At 69.1% G+C, this 18,317-nt stretch carries 10 protein-coding genes; 7 read left to right on the forward strand and 3 right to left on the reverse strand.

The window, feature by feature from the left end:
- Window positions 1-54 precede the first annotated feature (54 nt).
- On the forward strand, window positions 55-699 hold the full coding sequence (locus FBZ87_RS26415) for a DUF1345 domain-containing protein (RefSeq protein ID WP_145613572.1): 645 nt from the start codon (window positions 55-57) through the stop codon (window positions 697-699).
- A gap of 62 nt (window positions 700-761) precedes the next feature.
- Here FBZ87_RS26415 and FBZ87_RS26420 read toward each other — a convergent pair whose 3' ends face one another.
- Both FBZ87_RS26420 and FBZ87_RS26425 read right to left on the reverse strand, forming a co-directional pair.
- Window positions 762-3,887: an efflux RND transporter permease subunit gene (locus FBZ87_RS26420; RefSeq protein ID WP_246134616.1), complete on the reverse strand. Its 3,126-nt coding sequence runs from the start codon at window positions 3,885-3,887 to the stop codon at window positions 762-764.
- 22 nt (window positions 3,888-3,909) lie between these two features.
- Window positions 3,910-5,157, reverse strand: coding sequence for an efflux RND transporter periplasmic adaptor subunit (locus FBZ87_RS26425; RefSeq protein ID WP_145613573.1), 1,248 nt, complete (start codon window positions 5,155-5,157; stop codon window positions 3,910-3,912).
- 625 nt (window positions 5,158-5,782) lie between these two features.
- Here FBZ87_RS26425 and FBZ87_RS26430 point away from each other — a divergent pair.
- Entirely contained in the window at window positions 5,783-9,715 is a 3,933-nt protein-coding gene (locus tag FBZ87_RS26430) for a Pls/PosA family non-ribosomal peptide synthetase (RefSeq protein WP_145613574.1), read from the forward strand.
- A gap of 102 nt (window positions 9,716-9,817) precedes the next feature.
- On the opposite strand, the gene FBZ87_RS26435 is transcribed toward FBZ87_RS26430, so the two are convergent.
- Entirely contained in the window at window positions 9,818-10,432 is a 615-nt protein-coding gene (locus tag FBZ87_RS26435; protein ID WP_145613575.1) for a carbonic anhydrase, read from the reverse strand.
- Window positions 10,433-10,697: 265 nt separating this feature from the next.
- On the opposite strand from FBZ87_RS26435, the gene FBZ87_RS26440 reads away from it, so the two are divergent.
- The 5 genes from FBZ87_RS26440 (at window position 10,698) to FBZ87_RS26460 (ending at window position 18,300) form a co-directional block, all read left to right on the forward strand.
- Entirely contained in the window at window positions 10,698-11,156 is a 459-nt protein-coding gene (locus FBZ87_RS26440) for a hypothetical protein (protein WP_145613576.1), read from the forward strand.
- Between the two features lie 163 nt (window positions 11,157-11,319).
- Window positions 11,320-12,615 (forward strand): DUF445 domain-containing protein, encoded by a 1,296-nt coding sequence (locus FBZ87_RS26445; RefSeq protein WP_186454999.1) that lies wholly within the window; start codon window positions 11,320-11,322, stop codon window positions 12,613-12,615.
- A gap of 250 nt (window positions 12,616-12,865) precedes the next feature.
- Complete coding sequence (locus FBZ87_RS26450) at window positions 12,866-14,113, forward strand: tetratricopeptide repeat protein (protein WP_145613578.1); 1,248 nt, start codon at window positions 12,866-12,868, stop codon at window positions 14,111-14,113.
- A 383-nt stretch (window positions 14,114-14,496) separates the two neighbouring features.
- The gene (locus tag FBZ87_RS26455; protein ID WP_145613579.1) at window positions 14,497-16,524 is read left to right on the forward strand and encodes an OPT family oligopeptide transporter; all 2,028 of its coding nucleotides are present in this window, start codon (window positions 14,497-14,499) and stop codon (window positions 16,522-16,524) included.
- 174 nt (window positions 16,525-16,698) lie between these two features.
- Window positions 16,699-18,300, forward strand: coding sequence for a DUF1800 domain-containing protein (locus FBZ87_RS26460; RefSeq protein WP_145613580.1), 1,602 nt, complete (start codon window positions 16,699-16,701; stop codon window positions 18,298-18,300).
- Window positions 18,301-18,317: the final 17 nt, after the last annotated feature.

The raw sequence follows: 18,317 nt of genomic DNA on the forward strand, positions 1-18,317 counted from the left end.
GGCCAGCGGCTTAACGCTGGACTTCCCTTCCCCAGATCGCCGGGGCCGTCGTCCATGGCCGTTTTCAATCCGCTGCAGCCCTTCCGCCACCACCCCAGCCTGTACATCGGCCTGGCGTTCAGCGTCGCCGTGGGCCTGGCCGCGTCGCGCGCGACGGCGCCCGTCAGCGCCGTGCTGATCGGCTGGTGCGCCGGCATCATCCTCTATATCGCCCTGGTGCTGATCCATTTCGGCCGCGCCAACCTGGACAGCATCCGCGCCCGCGCCCGCGAGCTGGAATCAGGCAAGTGGGTGATCCTGCTGGTCACCAGCACGGCGGCGCTGGCGTCCCTGGCCGCCATCGTCATGGAGGTGGCGGACGCCAAGGGCACGGCCCATGCGGCGGCCAGCGCCGCCCTGGGTGGCGCCACCGTCTTCTGCTCGTGGAGCTTCGTCCATGTCATCTTCGCCCAGCACTACGCCCATTCCTATTGGCTGGAGGGCAAGGGCATCGACTTCCCCGGCTGCAAGCAGCCCGATTATTGGGAATTCCTGTACTTCGCCTTCACCATCGGCATGACGGCCCAGGTGTCGGACGTGACGACGCAAGGGCCCGCCATCCGCCGCGCCGTGCTGGCCCACAGCCTGCTGTCCTTCATCTTCAACACCGCCATCCTCGCCCTGGGCGTCAACCTGGGGGCGGGTCTGCTGGGCAACTGACCAAAAACAGACGGGCGGGCCCCCGAAGGGACCCGCCCGCATATCGCTTGAACGGCCGGCGCTTACTCGGCGCTCTTCACCACCGGATGCAGGGGGACGGCCTGGGCGGGCCCTTCCTTCGGGGTGATGAAGCGGCCGAACTTGGGCGTCAGCCACTTGTTGATGTCGTCCACGATGGTGAACACCGCCGGCACGAACACCAGGGACAGCAGGGTCGAGGTGATCAGGCCGCCGATCACGGCCGTCGCCATCGGCTGCTGGAAGGAGCTGTCGTTGCCCACGCCGATGGCGATGGGAACCATGCCCGCCACCATGGCGATGGTGGTCATGATGATGGGGCGGGCGCGCTTGGCGCCGGCGTCCAGCAGGGCCTCGCGCCGGCTCATGCCCCGGTCGCGCATCGAGACGATGGCGTATTCCACCAGCAGGATGGAGTTCTTCGTCACGATGCCCATCAGCATCAGGATGCCGATGAGGGCCGGCAGGGAGAGCGACATGTGGCCGATCAGCAGGGCCGCGAAGGCGCCGCCGAAGCTGAGCGGAAGGGCGGTCATGATGGTCAGCGGCTGGAAGAAGTTGCGGAACAGCAGGACCAGCACCGCCAGGATCAGCAGGAAGGCGGTGGCCAGCGCGATGGCGAAGCCGATCATCATGTTCTGCATCTCCTGCGTCTGCCCATAGGCGGGCTTGGAGATGCCGGGCGGCATGTGGGCCATGGAGGGAAGCTCATTGATCTTCTTCATGGCCTCGCCCACCTCGATGCCGCGCAGGTCGGCCTCGACCGCGATCTTGCGGGCCCGGTCGAAGCGTTCGATCTCCACGGCACCGGCGCCCATGCCGATGCTGGCGACGGCGCGCAGCGGCAGCAGGTCACCGGCGGAGGTGCGGACGCGCAGGTTCTCCACCACGTCCATGTCGGCGCGGTACTTGGGATCGATCTGCACCCGGATGGGCACCTGGCGGTCACCCAGGTTGAACTTGGCCACGCTGGTGTCCAGGTCGCCCAGGGTGGCGATCTTGGCCACCTGGCCGATGGCGGCCACGGACACCCCCTGCTCCGCCGCGCGGTCGAAGAAGGGACGGATCTGGATTTCAGGACGCAACAGGGCCGCAGTGGAGGTGACGTTGGCCAGGAAGGGCTGCTGCCGCATCTCGTCCAGCACCTGGTTGGAGAAGCGTTCCAACGCCGGGCCGTCGTTGCTGGTCAGCAGGACGCTGATGTCCTTGGCGCCCCAGCCGATGGACGAGTTGAAGCCGATGTGGGCACCCGGCACGCGGTTCAGTTCCGGCGTCACGGCTGCCTCGAAGTCCTGCTTGCTCATGCGCTCGGACTTGGGCTTCAGGATGGCGGTGACGGCACCGTTGCGCAGCTGGTTGTTGCGGCCGGCACGGGTCCAGACGTGCAGCACCTCGGGCCGCTTGGCCAGGATGTTGCCCACCATCTGGGTGGTGGCGTCGGTCTCGGCCAGGGTGGCGCCCGGGGGCAGGATGACCTGCACCGTGGACAGGCCGTTGTCGCTGGGCGGCACGAAGCCGGAGGGCAGCATGGCGGCCATGAACAGCGACACCGCGAAGATGCCGATGCCGGCCAGCACGGTCAGCCAGCGGTGGTTCATGCTCCACCCCAGAAGCCGGCTGTACTGCCGCATCCACCGGCCGCCCTCGTTATGGTGGTCGGGCTGCGCCGGCTTCAGCATGTAGGCGGCCATCAAGGGCGTGATCAGACGGGCCACCAGCAGCGAGAACAGCACGGCCACGGCCACGGTCACGCCGAAGGACTTGAAGTACTGGCCGACGATGCCGGACATGAAGGACACGGGCAGGAACACGACGACGATGGTCATGGTGGTGGCGACCACCGCCAGGCCGATCTCGTCCGCCGCCTCCAGGGCCGCCTGGAAGGGGCGTTTGCCCATGCGGATGTGTCGGACGATGTTCTCGATCTCCACGATCGCATCGTCGACCAGGATGCCAACCACCAGCGACAGGGCCAGCAGGGTGATGCCGTTGAGCGAGAACCCGAACCACTTCATGGCCAGGAAGGTCGGGATGGTCGACAGCGGCATGGCCACGGCCGAGATGAAGGTCGCGCGGCCGTCACGCAGGAACCACCACACCACCAGCACCGCCAGGAAGGAGCCCAGGACCAGGGCCTCCACCGAACCGGCGAAGCTCTGCTTGGTGTACTTGACGTTGTCGAAGATCAGGTTGAAGTGGACGTCGGGATACTGCTTGCTGAGCCGGTCGATTTCCTCGTCCACGCCCTTGGCGATGGTTACTTCCGAGGAGTGGGGGGCGCGGCGGATGCTGAAACCCACCGTGGGATGGCCGTCATAGCGGGAGATGTAGCGCATCTCCGACGTGCCGTCGGTCACGGTGCCCAGGTCGCTCAGGCGGACCTTGGCGGCGGAGCCGGCGAAGGTCCCGAAGTAGACCGGGATGGTGATCTCGGTGTTGGCCAGATCCTCCACCGTCCGGGCGGAGCCCAGGGTGCGGATGGACTGTTCCTTGGTCCCGACGGCACCACGCCCGCCCGGCAGGTCGACGTTCAGCGCCCGCAGCTGGGAATTGACCTCGTCCGCCGTGATGCCCCGCGCCATCAGGCGGTTGGGATCCAGGTTGATGCGGATTTCGCGGTCCAGGCCGCCGAAGCGATCCGTCGCGCCCACGCCGGAGACATGGGTGATGGCGCGGCTGATGTCGTTATCGATCAGCCATGACAGCTCTTCCACCGACCGGGTGTCGGAGGAGACGGCGTAGGTCAGGATTTCGTCGCCCGTAACGTCCTGGCGTTCCACCTGCGGCTCATAGATGTCGGACGGCAGGTTGGCGCGGATGCGGGCCACGGCGTTGCGCACGTCGTTCACGGCGCGATCGGTGTCATAGCCGATCTTGAATTCCAGCACCGTGTTGGACAGGCCGTCGGTGATGTCGGACGACACGTGGTCCAGGCCCACAATGTTGGACACCGCATCCTCGACCAGCTTGGTCACCTGGACTTCCATCTCCGATGGCGCGGCACCCGGACGGCTGACCGTCACGGTGACCACGGGGAAATCGAGATCCGGGCTGCCGGTCACGTCCAGACTGAAATAGGCGACGATGCCGGCGATGATCAGGACGATGAACAGGACGATGGGCGGGATGGGATGGCGGATGGCGACCGCGGAGATATTGCCGCTGCTCATGATGGGGCCCCCTTTTCCCGGTTTACTGCTGCACCGGCAGCGGCTTGACCGCGCCTTCCACAGCCTTGTCGACCACGGTGACCACGTCGCCGTCCTTCAGATAGCCGGCCCCGGACAGCACCACCTTCTCGCCCGCCTTCACGCCGGACACGATGGCGATGTTGCCATCCTGCCGGGCGCCGGTGGTCACGCTGCGGGCGGTGACCTTGTTTTCCTGGTCCACCACGAACACGACCGGCCGCACCTCGCGATAGACGATGGCGGCTTCCGGCACCACCAGGCCGTCGGCCTGGCCCACGGCCACGCGGCCGGTGACGAACATGCCGGGGCGCAGGTCGGGGTTCCGTTCCAGGTCGATGCGCAGGCGGCCCAGGCGGGTCTTGTTGTCCACCGTCGGCTCCACCACGCGGATGGTGCCGACGTAGTGGTGGGACATGTTGTCGCCATCGATGGTGACGTTCACCGTCTGACCGGCCTTGGCCACCATCATGTCGTTCTCGGGCACCTCGGCCACCAGCTCCACGCGGTTCTCGCGGATCATGCGGAACAGCTCGGTCCCGCCGGCGGACAGCACCGCGCCGATGCGGGCGGTGCGGGCGGTGATGGTGCCGTCGGCAGGTGCGCGCACCTCGGACTGCTTCAGCCGGGCGATCGACAGGTCGCGGTTGGCTTCGGCCACGCCGACGCGGGCGCGCATGCTGACGGCCAGGGCCCGGCGGTTGTCCAGGTCACGCGCACTCATGGCGCCGGTGCGCACCAGGTCCTGGGCGCGGGCGTAGTTAGCGTCGGCCTCGACCACGTTGCCCTTGGCCTCGGTCAGCAACGCCTCCTTCTCGGCCAGGTCGGCGCGCAGCACGCTGTCGTTGAAGCGGGCCAGCAGCTGGCCCTTCTTCACCGTGTCGCCGATGTCGACCAGCACCTCGGCCAGGGCCAGGCCCGACGTTTCCGTGCCGATGGGCAGGTCATCGAAGGCGGCCAGCGAACCGGTGACCAGCAGGGTGCGGGTAACGGGAGCCACGACGACCGGCGCCACCGTCACCGGCAGGGCGGACACCTTGGCGGGCGCGGCGGCCGGGGCCGCCGGCTTGGCGCCCGAGCGCATGAGGACGGCGGCCGCGATGGCGCCCAGGACGACGACACCCCCGGCCAGCAACCACCAGCGGTAGCGCTTGAGCCCCGACCGGCCCCGCAGGCGGCCAGGGGCCCCCGCCGGTGCATAAGCGCCCAGGTCGGTCCGGTCGGCCGGAAGTTCAGCGGAATGGATGGTCATCGTCTTTAGCCTTTTGTCCAGCCGGCACCCAAACCGCTGCCGCGTTGGGATGTCGGGATTGGCGGTGGCACGGACGATGGAAGCAAGGGCTCGTGCGGGCACGGACCAGCGCTTTTGGGGAAACCCAAAAGGGGCGTGCCTGCCAGCGAACCCACGGCCCCCGCGACCGTGGTGGCGGACAACGCCTGATTTACAGCGGAAGATCTGACCAAAAGCCTAATCTCCGCAGGTCCGCCTGTTTCGAGGCTGAACCTACAGAGGGTTGTGTTACGGGAAAAGCCGCTCTTTGTATCGTTTTGTAACGGAGCTTTACGTGGCGTTCCGGAAGGCCTGGACCGGTACCTCCAGGGAAGTAGGCTTTCCCCCTCGCCCCCCTTTATTTTGTATGCGACCCTGGGTCCAGAGGCCAACCGCTTGACATGGGGGGTCGATCAGCCATCTACAACAGGTGTGTATCGGATAGGTTCGGACCGGTACCGAGGTCCCCTGCGCTCACACGAATTCGGGGTGCCCATCCCTACGTAGGGGATGAAAACGGTCATGGGAATGTGGACCTTTACCGGCGTATACCGGGTTCCCCCGGGCGGGCGGCTCCTCGCCCCCGGGGCTCAAGGGTGGGACGTTGATGCTCAGCGGTTCGTTGATCGCCGAACGGATGGAGGCGGAGGGGCCCGGCCAGCAGCCGGGCGGCCCGCATCACGGCCTGGCCGGCGCCCAGACGCTGGCGGCGCTGTTCCTGGCGCGCGTCGCCGCCACGCCGGCCTTGCCAGCGGTGGAAACCGGCGACGGTTTCATGCTGACCTGGGGCGACATGGGCGAATGGGCTCGCCGTGTCGCCGCCACCCTGGCCGCCCGGGGCGTGGGCCCCGGCGCCCGAATCATGCTGCGCGGCCGTGGCACTGCGGAATTATACGCCTGCCTGTTCGGCATCCTGTTGCGCCGCGCCGCCTATATTCCCATCGACGCCAGCTGGCCCGCCGCTCGGGTGGCCAGCATCGCGGAACAATCCGATAGCGTGCTGATGGTCGATGCCGCCGGCGACTTCGCCGTGCCCGGCGTCGCCTCGGTGGCGCCGGAAGACCTGATCGGCACAGCCCTGCTGGACGACCCCATCGTCTCGGCCCATGGCTTGCCGGACGCGGTGTTGCCGGCCACGCCGGCCGACACCTGCTATCTCATCTTCACCTCCGGCACGACCGGCCTGCCCAAGGGTGTCGTGCTGTCGCACGGCGCCGTCATGACCTATGTGCGCGGCGCCTCGCAGGTCTATCAGCTGGCCGAGACGGACCGGGTATGGCAGGGCTTCTCGCTGGCCTTCGACGCCTCCGTGGAAGAGGTGTGGCTGGCCGTGGCCGCGGGCGCCTGCCTGCTGCCGGCCTCGGGCCTGGTGATGCGCGACCCGCAGCTGCTGGCCAGCGAGTTGCGCTGCCGCCGCGCCACCTTCTTCTCCACCGTCCCCACCCTGCTGGGCCTGATCGATGAGGATCTGCCCGATGTCCGCCTGCTGGTGGTGGGGGGTGAGACCTGTTCCGCCGCCCTGGTCGACCGTTGGGCGCCGGGCCGGCGCATGCTGAACACCTACGGGCCCACCGAGGCCTCGGTGGTGGCGACGGCCGATGAGGCCCGCGCCGGCCAGCCGGTGACCATCGGCCGGGGACTGCCCGGCTACCGGGTGCTGGTGCTGGGCCCGGACGGCCTGCCGGTGCCGGTGGGCGAGACGGGGGAGATCCATATCGGCGGCCCGGCCCTGGCCGACGGTTACCTGAACCGGCCGGAGGAAACGGCCAAGCGCTTCAAGGTGGACGCCGCCGGACAGCGGCTCTACGCCACCGGCGACCTGGGCCGGCCCCTGATCGATGGCCGCGTCGATTTCCTGGGCCGGGTGGACAACCAGGTGAAGCTGCGCGGCTTCCGCATCGAGCTGGGCGAGATCGAGGCCATCGCCGCCGGCTGCCCCGGCGTGCAGCTGGCCGCCGCCGCCGTGCGCCCCGTGGCCGGTGTCGACAGCATCGTCATCTGGTACGTCGGCACGGCGGACCGCAACACCATCGCCGCCCACGTCGCCGCGTCCGTCCCCGCCTACATGCGCCCCAGCTTCCTGGTGAAGGTGCCGGCCATGACCCGCACCGTGGGCGGCAAGATCGACCGGCGCGAACTGCCGGAACCCACGCCCCGCGACGTGCCGGAGGACATCGGCGACCCGCCCCAGGGCGAGGCGGAGGAAGAGGTGGCCGACGCCTTCGCCCAGGCGCTGGGCCGGCCCATCCGTGCCCGCGACGCCGACTTCTTCATGGACCTGGGCGGCCATTCGCTGGCCGCGGCCTCGGCCATCTCCCGCCTGCGTCAGCGTCACCCCGGCGCCACCGTTCGCGCCCTGTACCTGAACCCCACCGTGCGGAGCCTGGCCCAGGTCCTGGCGGCGCCGCCGACGCCCAAGATCACCAGCGAGACACGGCGCGCCAGCACCCGCCGCCACCTGGCCTTCGGCCTGGCCCAGGCGCTGACCCTGCCGCTGGTGACGGCGCTGGGCGGCCTGCCCATGCTGGTCATGCTGGGCGTGCTGGTCCACCACGGCATGACCGGGCGGCTGAGTCCGCTGTCCTTCGTCATCATGGCCGGGCTGTCCATCGCCGCCCTGCCGGTATCCTTCGCCCTGTCCATCGCCGCCAAATGGCTGTTGCTGGGCCGCGTGCGCCCCGGACGTCACCGCCTGTGGGGCCTGTGGCATTGGCGTTGGTGGACGGTCAGCCATATCGAGGCCGCCCTGCCCATGTCCTGGATCGCCGGCACGCCGCTCATGCGGCTGTACGCCCGCGCCATGGGCGGGCGTATTGGCCATGGCAGCTTCCTGGGATGCCACGGCGGCATGCTGTGGGACCTGATCACCATCGGCGACCACGCCACGGTGGGCGAGGACACGCTGCTGCTGACCCACCATGTGCGCGCCGGCCATATCGAGATCGGCACCGTGGCCATCGGCTCGAACGCCACGGTGGGCGCCGCGTCCATCGTCGGCCTGGGCAGCGCGCTGGAGGCCGGGGCCGGCCTGGACGCGCGCAGCTGCCTGATCGACGGGGCCGTGGTGCCGGCGGACGCGGTGTGGGCGGGCTCTCCCGCCGCGCCGTCGTCGCGGCCGGACTGGATGGTGGGCCGGGCGGATGGGCCCTTGCGTCCCCGCGCCGGCCGCTACCTGCTGGGCCTGGCCGGGCTCAGCCTGGTGCGCTTCCTGACCCTGCTGCCCCTGGCCGTCGCCTTCGCCCTGGTGCTGGGCACCGAGCTGCCCATCGCCCGCATGGGCCCGCTGTTGGTGCTGGCCGGCGTGGTCGGCGGGGCGGTGTGCATGCCCTGGACCGCCCTGGTGCTGCTGGGCGCCCGCCGCCTGGTGCCGCCGGTGGTGGGGCGCGCCAGCGTACGCCTGGACAGCATGGTGGAATGCCACCGCTGGTTCGCCGACCGCGTGCACCGCATGGCGGTGGAGCAGCTGTACACCGTCTATGGCAGCCTGTTTTCCGCCACCTGGCTGCGCCTGCTGGGCGCCAAGATCGGTCATGCCTGCGAGGTATCGACCGTGGCCCACGTGGTGCCGGAACAGCTGGAGGTGGGCGACCGCGCCTTCCTGGCCGACGCCTCGCTGGTGGGCAGCCCCGCCATCCACGGCGGGCTGGTGCGCTTCGCGCCCACCCGGGTGGGCCATGACACCTTCGTCGGCAATTCCGCCTTCCTGCCGGCCGGCGCCGATCTGCCGGACAATTGCCTGGTGGGCGTGCTGTCCACCGCCCCCTCGGACGCCGGCCGCCAGACGGACTGGCTGGGCCTGCCGCCGGTGCGCCTGCCCCGGCGCCAGAAGGTGGAAGGCATTTCCGAGGCCTACACCGTCGCCCCCACGTCGCGCCTGATCGCCACCCGCGCCGTCATCGAGGCGCTGCGCATCCTGGTGCAGGGCGCCATCACCGGCACCGCCACCGTGGGCGCCCTGTGGCTGGCGGCCCATGCCCTGGCCGTCTCCAGCCTGTGGCTGGCCCTGCTGTGGCTGGGCCTGGGCCCGCTGGTCATCTGCATCAGCGCCGCCCTGCTGCTGGCCTGCGTGAAGTGGGGGGTGATTGGCCGCTTCCGCCCCGGCATCCATCCGCTGTGGAGCACAGCCGTCTGGCGCATCGAGTTCGTGACCTCGCTGTATGACGCCCTCGCGGGCTGGGTCCTGGGCCCCTTCCTGGGCACGCCTTTCCTGCCGCTGTACATGCGCCTGCTGGGTGCGACGGTGGGCCGCCGCGTCTATCTGGAAACGGCCTATCTGTGCGAGTTGGACATGATCCACATCGGCGACGATGCCGCCATGGGCCCGGGCGTCACCCTGCAGACCCACCTGTTCGAGGACCGGGTCATGAAGCTGGGCCCCGTCACCATCGAGGCCGGCGCCCATGTCGGCGCCGGGTCCGTGGTGTTGTACGATTCCGTGCTGGGCCGGGGTTCCGAGCTGGGCCCCCTGTCCCTGGCCATGAAGGGCGAACACCTGCCGGCCGGCAGCCGGTTCATCGGCTGCCCGGCGCAGCCTGTTTAGGTGCCCCAACCGCCGGGCGGCTTTGCCCCCGCCCGTTGGCTCCAGGAATAAAAAAGGGCGCCCTGGCGAGGGGCGCCCTTTGTCGTTTCGGTCGCGTACCGGTTAGAGGGGAATACCCTCGATGCCCTCCTGCACCGACTTGAACTGGCCCGTGGCCTGGTTCAGCAGCAGCAGGTCGGCGTCGGCCACGTCGAACAGGCAGCCGTGCAGGCGCAGGCCGCCGGCCTCCACCGCCGCCTTGATCCAGGGGAAGGTAAGCAGGTTGGCGATGGTCAGGCGGATGACCTCGCGCTCGGCATCGGCGACGTCGTTCGCCTTGCCGCGCACGCTCTTGGCGATGGACATCCAATGGCCGATGAAGTCGCCGTCGGCCTCCCCCTCCGCCATCAGGGCCTTAACACCGCCGCAGTGGGTGTGGCCCATGACGATGATGTCGCCCACGCGCAGCTGGCGCACGGCGAATTCCAGCGCGGCGCTGGTGCCGTGGAAATCGCTGTTGGGCTGGTAGGGTGGGATCAGGTTGGCGACGTTGCGGATGATGAACAGGTCGCCAGGCCCCGCCGAAAAGATCATCTGCGGGTCCACCCGGCTGTCACAGCAGGCGACCACGGCCGCGCGCGGGTTCTGCCCGACCTCGGCCAGCCATTGGAAGCGGCGGGCATATTCGGGAAGGGCGCTAGCGCGGAAATTCAGAAATCCCTCGATGAGCTTCCGCATAAAAGGTGTCTCCCGAAGTGCTGGCCCGATGTCGTTGCCGGAACATCGGAGCCGCCCCGATTGGTGGCCGTCGGCCATTGGTCTACTGGCTGATGGCGGCAAAATCCAGTCCCGTCGGCGGAACGGGCCCGCGCGCCGGCGGCTACCGGTCTTCTCCACGGCCTGGTTAACCCGGTCGGCGGGTGCCACATAAAGAGATGGCCCGGCGGACCGAAAGCCCGCAAGCTAGTCCGCCAGGAAAAGTTGCAGCCCTGAACCCGACCGCATGAACCATCGCCAAATCCTGGACGCGGCCTTGCGTAGCCAGCCCGCCCCCCGCAGCCGCTACCTGAACCTGGTCGCCGACCGGGTGGAGCGCGACGGCCGCTTCGCCGACCGCACCCACCTGCTGTACCCCGTGCTGGCGCGCGCCGCCGGGACGGTGGAACCCATGCTGGAGCCCGTGGAATTCGTCGACCTGCTGGCGGAGTTCCTGGCCCACCACGGGGCGGCCATCGGCGCCGCGCTGTACGATCGCGCCTATCTCAAAGATCCGGACCGGGCGCTGGCCGGCCCCGCCAGCCTGCTGTCGGGCTGGATATCCGCCCGCATCCTGGACGGCCTGCAATCCGGCCGCTATAGCCCGCCGGCCGACCGCACCTATCGCTTCCATTCCGACAGCGGCGATATGGACGGCGCGCTGCGCGGCTTCCCCTTCCATGAAGAGGACGCCGCCGCCGACTGAGGCTGGCGGCCAATCGCCGCGACCCGCGGCTTTCAGGGAACCGACTGGCCGGCGCCGCGGTTTCGACGTCACGGGTGGTTCCGTCCCGTCGGGGCCATATGGTCCGGGACAGGGCCGCCGGGCGCCGTCATCATGAGGCCCGTCACACCCTCTCGGGATGCCCATGCCTGACCATTCCCTGCCCCTGCCCTTCGACCCCGCCACCGCCGGCGATCGCGCCGCCGCCCTGCGCCGCTGGCGGCGCATCGCCGGCCTCTACCTCGGCACCGTCGCCTGCCTGTGGCTGGCGGCCCGGCTGGTGCCGCGTCTGCTGCCCGACTATATCGGCTGGCCTTGGCCCGGGTTCTGGAGTCTGCTGCGGGCCGTGGGGGAAGCGGGACTGGTGGGCGGGCTGGCCGACTGGTTCGCCGTCACGGCCCTGTTCCGCCATCCGCTGGGCGTCCCGGTGCCGCATACCGCCCTGGTGCCGCAGAACCGCGACCGCATTGCTGACGGCATCGCAACCTATATCGACAGCGAATTCCTCGCCCCCGACCGGCTGCGCGGCCAGGTGCAGCGCCTCAACGCCGCCGACCAGCTTGCCCGCGCCCTGGCCGATCCCGCCAACCGCGCCCAGTTGGCGGACCTGGCGCTGGCCTCCCTTCCACGGCTGCTGTCGCGCGGACGGGAGGCGGCCCTGCGCGAGGCGCTGGCGCGGGCGGCGATGGAGGGTCTGCGCGCCATGGACCTGCGGCCCATGGTCGCCCGCCTGCTGCGCGACGCCATCAACAGTCCCCTGTTCGAAGCCCTGATCCAGGAGGTGTCGGATTACGGCGTGGTGCTGATCCACGGCAGCCGGCCACACATCCGCGACGCGGTCGCCACCCGGTCAAAATGGTGGATGCCGCGTACCCTGGACCGCAGCCTGGCCGACCAGGTGACGGATGCGCTGGCCGGTCACCTGTTCGACCTGCGCAGCCCCTACAGCGAGGCCGGTCACGCCCTGCGACAATGGCTGGCGGAAATCCCCGGCCGCATCCTGGACGGCGACCCGCTGGGGGACCGGCTGGCGTCGGTGCTGCGCAACGCCGTGGACATCAAAACCTTGCGGCTGCTGCTGCACCACCTCATCGGCCGGTTGAAGTCGGCGGCGCTGGAGGACGCGGCCAAGCCGAACGGCGTGCTGCGCGACGCGCTGGACGCCATGTTGTTGTCGCTGGCGCAGGAGTTGGAGCAACCGGCCACCCGCGCCCGGCTGGACGCTGCGGTCGAGGGGGCCTTCCTGGCCGCCATCCCGGGCTGGCGCGTGTCGATCCGCAGCTTCATCACCGACACCTTGAAGGCGCAGGACGCCGCCGATTTCGCCCGCCGCCTGGAAGAGGGCGTGGGCAAGGATCTACAGTTCATCCGCATCAACGGCACGGTGCTGGGCGCCCTGATCGGCGCCGCCCTGTACCTGTTGGACCTTACTTTCGGCTAAGCCGCCCGTGTCGCAGTTGGCCCTTTTGCGCCGCCTCGCTTTTGACAGAAGACGGGTGTAGGGGTTGACGAGCACCCGTTCCATCCCGCAGGGTCGCCCCGCCAGGGATTAACCCTATCCTTCCGTGGCAGCGGTGTCCCCATCGGGGATGGATCGCGGCGGCGGGGAGACGGTTGCCCGAAGTCGACCTTGGCCCCTTCGACGCGACGCCGGACCGGGCCATCACGTGATTGCCATCGACGAGGACCGAATGCGCGCCAAATTCTATCCCCTCATGCTGGGTGCCCTGCTGGCTGCCGGTATCGGGACCGCCCAGGCCAAGGACAAGGACAAGGCCGACGCCACGCCGCCGGAAAAGCAGATCAGCAAGGAGCTGACCCCGTCGCTGCAGGCCGCCCAGAAGGCGCTGGACGAGAAGAACTACCAGGCCATCATCGACGCCACCGCGCAGGCCGAGGCCGCCAAGGCCGACCGTACGCCGTACGAGAATTTCTTCATCGCCGAGATGCGCGTGCAGGCCTACCTGGGCCTGAACGACACGCCGCACCTGATCGACGCGCTGGAGGCCGAACTGGCCACCAACCAGCTGCCCGAAGCGGACGCAGCCAAGCGCGAGCGCACCCTGTCGCAGCTATATTACCAGAACAAGGACTACGCCAAGTTCCTGGCGAAGTCGGACGCCGTTATCCAGAAGGGCGGCGCCACGCCGGAGATGTACACCCTGCGCTGCCAGGCGTCCTGGTCGCTGAAGGACTGGGCCGCGACTGACACGAACTGCAAGCAGGCCATCGACGCTGATGAGAAGGCCGGCAAGCCGGCGCAGGAGCAGGTCTACCAGATGCTGGTGGACAGCGCCGCGCAGCGCAAGGATTACGGCAGCTACGTCGATTACATCGCCATTCTGCTGCAGCACTACCAGAAGCCGGACTACTGGGCCGACTACCTGGGCTTCCTGCCGCGCAAACTCGGCCCCGCCGCCTCCGATCGCCTGGCCCTGGACGTGTACCGCCTGAGCGCGCGCGTCGGCGCCATCAAGGGCAGCAACGAGTATCTGGAGTACGCCGACCTGGCCACCCGCGCCACCTTGCCGGGCGAAGCCAAGGCCATCCTGGAAAAGGGCCAGAGCCAGTTGGCCGGCAACCCGACCGCCAAGCAGATGTTGGCCGAGGCGACGAAGGCCGCGGCCGAGGACCAGAAGGGCATCGACAAGCAGGTCGCCGAAGTGTCCAAGGCCCCCACGGGCCTGCCGCTGGAGAAACTGGGCGAGGCCTATGCCAGCTACGGCAACTACACCAAGGCCATTGAGCTGATCCAGAAGGGCATCGACAAGGGCGGCCTGAAGAACCCCAACGACGCCAAGCTGCACCTGGCCGTCGCCTACCTGAACGCCGGCCAGAAGGACCAGGCCCAGAAGGCCTTCCAGGAATTGACCAGCGCGCCGGAAGGTGTCGGCGAACTGGCCAAGGCCTGGCTGCTGTACCTGAACCAGCCGGCTTGATGCCATCTCCCAGGCGCCCCTGACCACGCGTCTCATGCCGACAGCCAGCGACCGCTGGCTCCGCAGCGAGCACCGGAGGGCGGAGCGAGGATAGCCAAGCCGCCGGATGGCGGCGCCCGGCGCCTGAGGGAACCGCGCCAAAAGCGCAATAAAGTAAGGAACGGGGTCGGCCCAGTGCCGGCCCCGTTGCTTTTTGGCGGGAAAGCCCCGGATTCTGGCCTGGTCCGTCCGGCTGGCCTCGACGGGGCCGGGGGCGCCCGCTAAACTCCCGGCCCATCCAGCCCGGCGCCCGCTTGAAGGGGCTCACGAAAGCGGCCGGCGCCTACACGACGACGTCGATACGACGCAGATGGGGATTCCTCACATATGACGGATTTCATCCGATGACCCGGTTCGCGCGCAGCTCGATTAGGGAACTGACCCTGCGCGGCATCATCCTGGGTGCCCTGATCACCGTGGTGTTCACCGCCGCCAACGTCTACCTGGGCCTGAAGGTGGGCCTGACCTTCGCCTCCTCCATCCCGGCGGCGGTCATCTCCATGGCGGTGCTGCGCCTGGCCAAGGACAGCACCATCCAGGAAAACAACTTCGTGCAGACGCTGGCCTCATCCGCCGGCACCCTGTCGTCCGTCATCTTCGTGCTGCCCGGCCTGGTCATCGTCGGCTACTGGACCGGATTCCCCTTCTGGCAGTCCGCCGGCATCTGCGCCGTGGGCGGCATCCTGGGCGTCATGTACACCGTGCCCCTGCGCCGGGCCATGGTGGTGCAGGGCAACCTGCCCTACCCCGAGGGCGTGGCCGCAGCGGAAGTGCTGAAGGTCGGGTCCCCCGACACGGCCGGCGAGGCCGGCGCGGACGAGGCCGCCAAGGGTGCGGGCCTGCGCGACGTGATCGCCGGCACCCTCGTTTCCATCGGGTTCTTCCTGATGACGGCGATGCGCTTCTTCACCGAGCAGTTCCAGGGCTTCCTGCGCATCGGCAACGCCGTCACGGGCCTGGGCACCGGTCTGTCGATGGCCCTGCTGGGCGCCGGCTACCTGGTGGGCGCCACCGTGGGCTTCGCCATGTTCGTGGGCGTGGCCATCGCCTGGTTCGGCGCCGTGCCCATCCTGACCTGGCTGCACCCGCCGGTCGACGGCATGGACCTGATCAAGTACGCCAACAGCGTCGTGTGGCGCCAGCAGGTCCGCCTGATCGGTGCCGGCGCCATCGCCGCCGCCGCCATCTGGACCCTGATCGTCCTGGCCAAGCCGATGACGGACGGCATCCGCGCCTCGCTGAACGCCATGAAGACCGTGCGCGCCGGCAACGCCCACTCCGTCCCCCGGGTGGAGCAGGACATCCCCTTCCACTACGTCATGGCCATCGCCGCCGTGCTGCTGGTGCCGCTGGCGGGCCTGTTCATCTCCTTCATCCTGGGCACGCCGCTGTCCACCCACCTGGTGGTGCTGGTCTTGGCCGGCGTCGTCTTCGCCGCCGTCATGGGCTTCATCGTCGCCGCCGCTTCGGGCTACATGGCGGGCCTGATCGGCAGTTCCAACAGCCCCATTTCCAGCATCGGCATCCTGGCGGCCATCGCCTCGTCCCTGCTGCTGGTCTGCCTGCTGGGCAAGGACGGGGTGGCCGATCCGGTCATCCGCGGCGCCGCCGTGGCGCTGGCGCTGTTCACCACCTCGGTGGTGCTGACCATCGCCACCATCGCCAACGACAACCTGCAGGACCTGAAGACCGGCCAGCTGGTGGGTGCCACGCCCTGGCGCCAGCAGGTGGCCTTGGTGCTGGGCTGCATCGTCGGCGCCGCCGTCATCCCGCCGGTGCTGAACCTGCTGCAGCACGCCTACGGCTTCGCCGGAGCGCCGCTGGACCCGGGCATGGACCCGGCCAAGACCCTGGGCGCCCCGCAGGCGACGCTGATGGCCACCCTGGCCACCGGCATCCTCAGCGGCAAGCTGGACTGGTCCATGCTGGGCATCGGCGCCGTGGTCGGCATCTGCCTGGTGGTGGTGGACGAGGTGCTGAAGGCCACCACCCGCCGCTTCCGCCTGCCGCCGCTGGCCGTGGCCCTGGGCATCTACCTGCCCATGACCGTCACCGTGCCCGTCAGCCTGGGCGCCCTGCTGGCCTATATCGTCGACCGCGTGCTGGCCCAGCGGGCCAAGGCGGCCGGTGTACCCTTCGCGAAGTTCGCCGACGTGCCTCAGCGCCGCGCCATGCTGCTGGCCTCGGGCATGATCGTGGGTGAAAGCTTGTTCGGCGTGGCCCAGGCGGCCATCATCTCGCTGACCGGCAACCAGGAACCGCTGGCGGTCATGGGCGACGGCTTCGCTGGGGCGGCCGAATGGCTGGGCGGCGCCGTCTTCCTGGTGGCCTGCCTGTGGAGCGTCCGCTGGGTGCTGGCCGAACGGAAGTAACCGGCACCCAATATCAAGTGGGGCGAAAAGCCTCATCCCGAAAGGGTTAGAAAGGGGGTCCCATTGGGGCCCCCTTTTTCTATCCATAGTTCCTACCGCTACTGGCGGACGCCGGGTTCGGACCGGAAATAGAGTAGCATGGGGGTCGGATCGATTGATCAAGGAGGGCCGGGAATGGTCGTCCCCACCCCAGTTGCGGCCGTTGGCGCCGCCCCGTCGCAGGAATGGATATTCCTGAACCGCTTCGCTTACGGCCCCCGGCCCGGCGACGCCCAGGCCCTGAAGCAGCAGGGCATTTCCCACTGGCTGGATGAGCAGTTGCGCCTGGCCGCCGCCGGCACCGGCCCGGGGCCGGAATGCCAGCAGAAGCTGGACAGCGCGGTCATGCGCATCAAGTACGACGCCGGCGAAGGATGGGCCGCGCTGGATGAGATGCGCCCGCTGCGCACCCTGGACCAGCCGGTGGACGCGCTGTGGTCGCTGAACCAGCCGGATCGCAAGCTGCCTTATCAGGAACGGGTGCGTCCGCGTCTGGATTTGGCGGCGGCCACCGTCATCCGCGCCGTCTACGACCCGGCCCAGCTGCGTCAGGTCATGACGCTGTTCTGGCATGACCATTTCTCCGTCAACGCGGCCGATAGCTACACAGCCCCGGCGCTGCCCGCCTACGACGCGGCCCTCCGCGCCCACGCCCTGGGCAATTTCCGCGATCTGCTTGAGGCGGTGGCGACCAGCCCCGCCATGCTGATCTACCTGAACAACCGGTCCTCGCGCGGCGGGGCGGCCAACGAGAACTACGCCCGCGAGCTGTTCGAGCTGCATACCTTGGGGCGCGACGCCTACCTGAACACCCAGTATGACCGCTGGCGCGATGTGCCCGGCGCGCTGAAGGGCGCGCCGGAAGGCTATATCGACCAGGACGTCTATGAGGCCAGCCGCGCCTTCACCGGGTGGAGCATCCAGAGCGGCCAGGATCTGGGCGGCTACAAGGCGCCCAACGACGGTCGCTTCACCTACATCGAATCCTGGCACGACAATTACCAGAAGCGTGTGCTGGCAGCGGAATTCGACAGCTACCAGCCGCCGCAGAACGACGGGCACAAGGTGCTGGATCTGGTGGCCAACCATCCCGCCACCGCCCAGTTCATCTGCACTAAGATGGTGCGGTCCCTGCTGGGCGGGGAACCGTCGCCGGAGCTGGTCAGGGCCGCCGCCGCGACCTGGCTGGACAACCGCCAGCGCCCCGACCAGATCGCTCGGGTGGTGCGGCTGATCGCCCTGTCGCCCCAGGCCACGGCCAATTGGGGCGCCCGGCCCAAGCGGCCGCTGGAGCTGGTGGCCAGCTTCGCGCGCGCCACCGGCATCCCCGTCACCGCCAGCGAGCCGCTGGTGGGCACCATGGATAGCGCCGGGCAGAAGCTGTACGCCTGGCCCAGCCCCGACGGGCATCCCGTGGCGGACGATTATTGGCTGGGCGCGCAGAACATGCGGGCGCGCTGGAACCTGGCGCTGGGCCTGGCGGAGGGGTGGTGGATGCCCCCCGGCCTGTCCGCCACGGCCCAGATGGGGCCGGCCGCCGCCCACAGCGGCCAGGCGGTGGCCTTCTGGTCCGACCGTTTGCTGGGCAGCCCCACGGCCATCGATGCCGCAGCACTGCTGGGCGGCCTGTCCCTGACCGCCGACGCGCCGCCCATGGTGGACAATAAAACCGGCGAATTCGCCAACCGCCGCCTGGCCGCCTATGTGGCCATGAGCCCCGCGTTCCAGCTGCGCTGAGCGGGAGGAGGAGACCA

The organism is Nitrospirillum amazonense, from assembly GCF_007828035.1.
Classification (GTDB): Bacteria; Pseudomonadota; Alphaproteobacteria; order Azospirillales; family Azospirillaceae; genus Nitrospirillum; species Nitrospirillum amazonense.

Excerpts from the sequence above, each read along its gene's own strand:
- FBZ87_RS26415 (WP_145613572.1), top strand. The coding sequence starts at position 55 with ATGGCCGTTTTCAATCCGCTGCAGCCCTTCCGCCACCACCCCAGCCTG.
- FBZ87_RS26420 (WP_246134616.1), bottom strand. The coding sequence starts at position 3,887 with ATGAGCAGCGGCAATATCTCCGCGGTCGCCATCCGCCATCCCATCCCG.
- FBZ87_RS26425 (WP_145613573.1), bottom strand. The coding sequence starts at position 5,157 with ATGACCATCCATTCCGCTGAACTTCCGGCCGACCGGACCGACCTGGGC.
- FBZ87_RS26430 (WP_145613574.1), top strand. The coding sequence starts at position 5,783 with ATGCTCAGCGGTTCGTTGATCGCCGAACGGATGGAGGCGGAGGGGCCC.
- FBZ87_RS26435 (WP_145613575.1), bottom strand. The coding sequence starts at position 10,432 with ATGCGGAAGCTCATCGAGGGATTTCTGAATTTCCGCGCTAGCGCCCTT.
- FBZ87_RS26440 (WP_145613576.1), top strand. The coding sequence starts at position 10,698 with ATGAACCATCGCCAAATCCTGGACGCGGCCTTGCGTAGCCAGCCCGCC.
- FBZ87_RS26445 (WP_186454999.1), top strand. The coding sequence starts at position 11,320 with ATGCCTGACCATTCCCTGCCCCTGCCCTTCGACCCCGCCACCGCCGGC.
- FBZ87_RS26450 (WP_145613578.1), top strand. The coding sequence starts at position 12,866 with ATGCGCGCCAAATTCTATCCCCTCATGCTGGGTGCCCTGCTGGCTGCC.
- FBZ87_RS26455 (WP_145613579.1), top strand. The coding sequence starts at position 14,497 with ATGACCCGGTTCGCGCGCAGCTCGATTAGGGAACTGACCCTGCGCGGC.
- FBZ87_RS26460 (WP_145613580.1), top strand. The coding sequence starts at position 16,699 with ATGGTCGTCCCCACCCCAGTTGCGGCCGTTGGCGCCGCCCCGTCGCAG.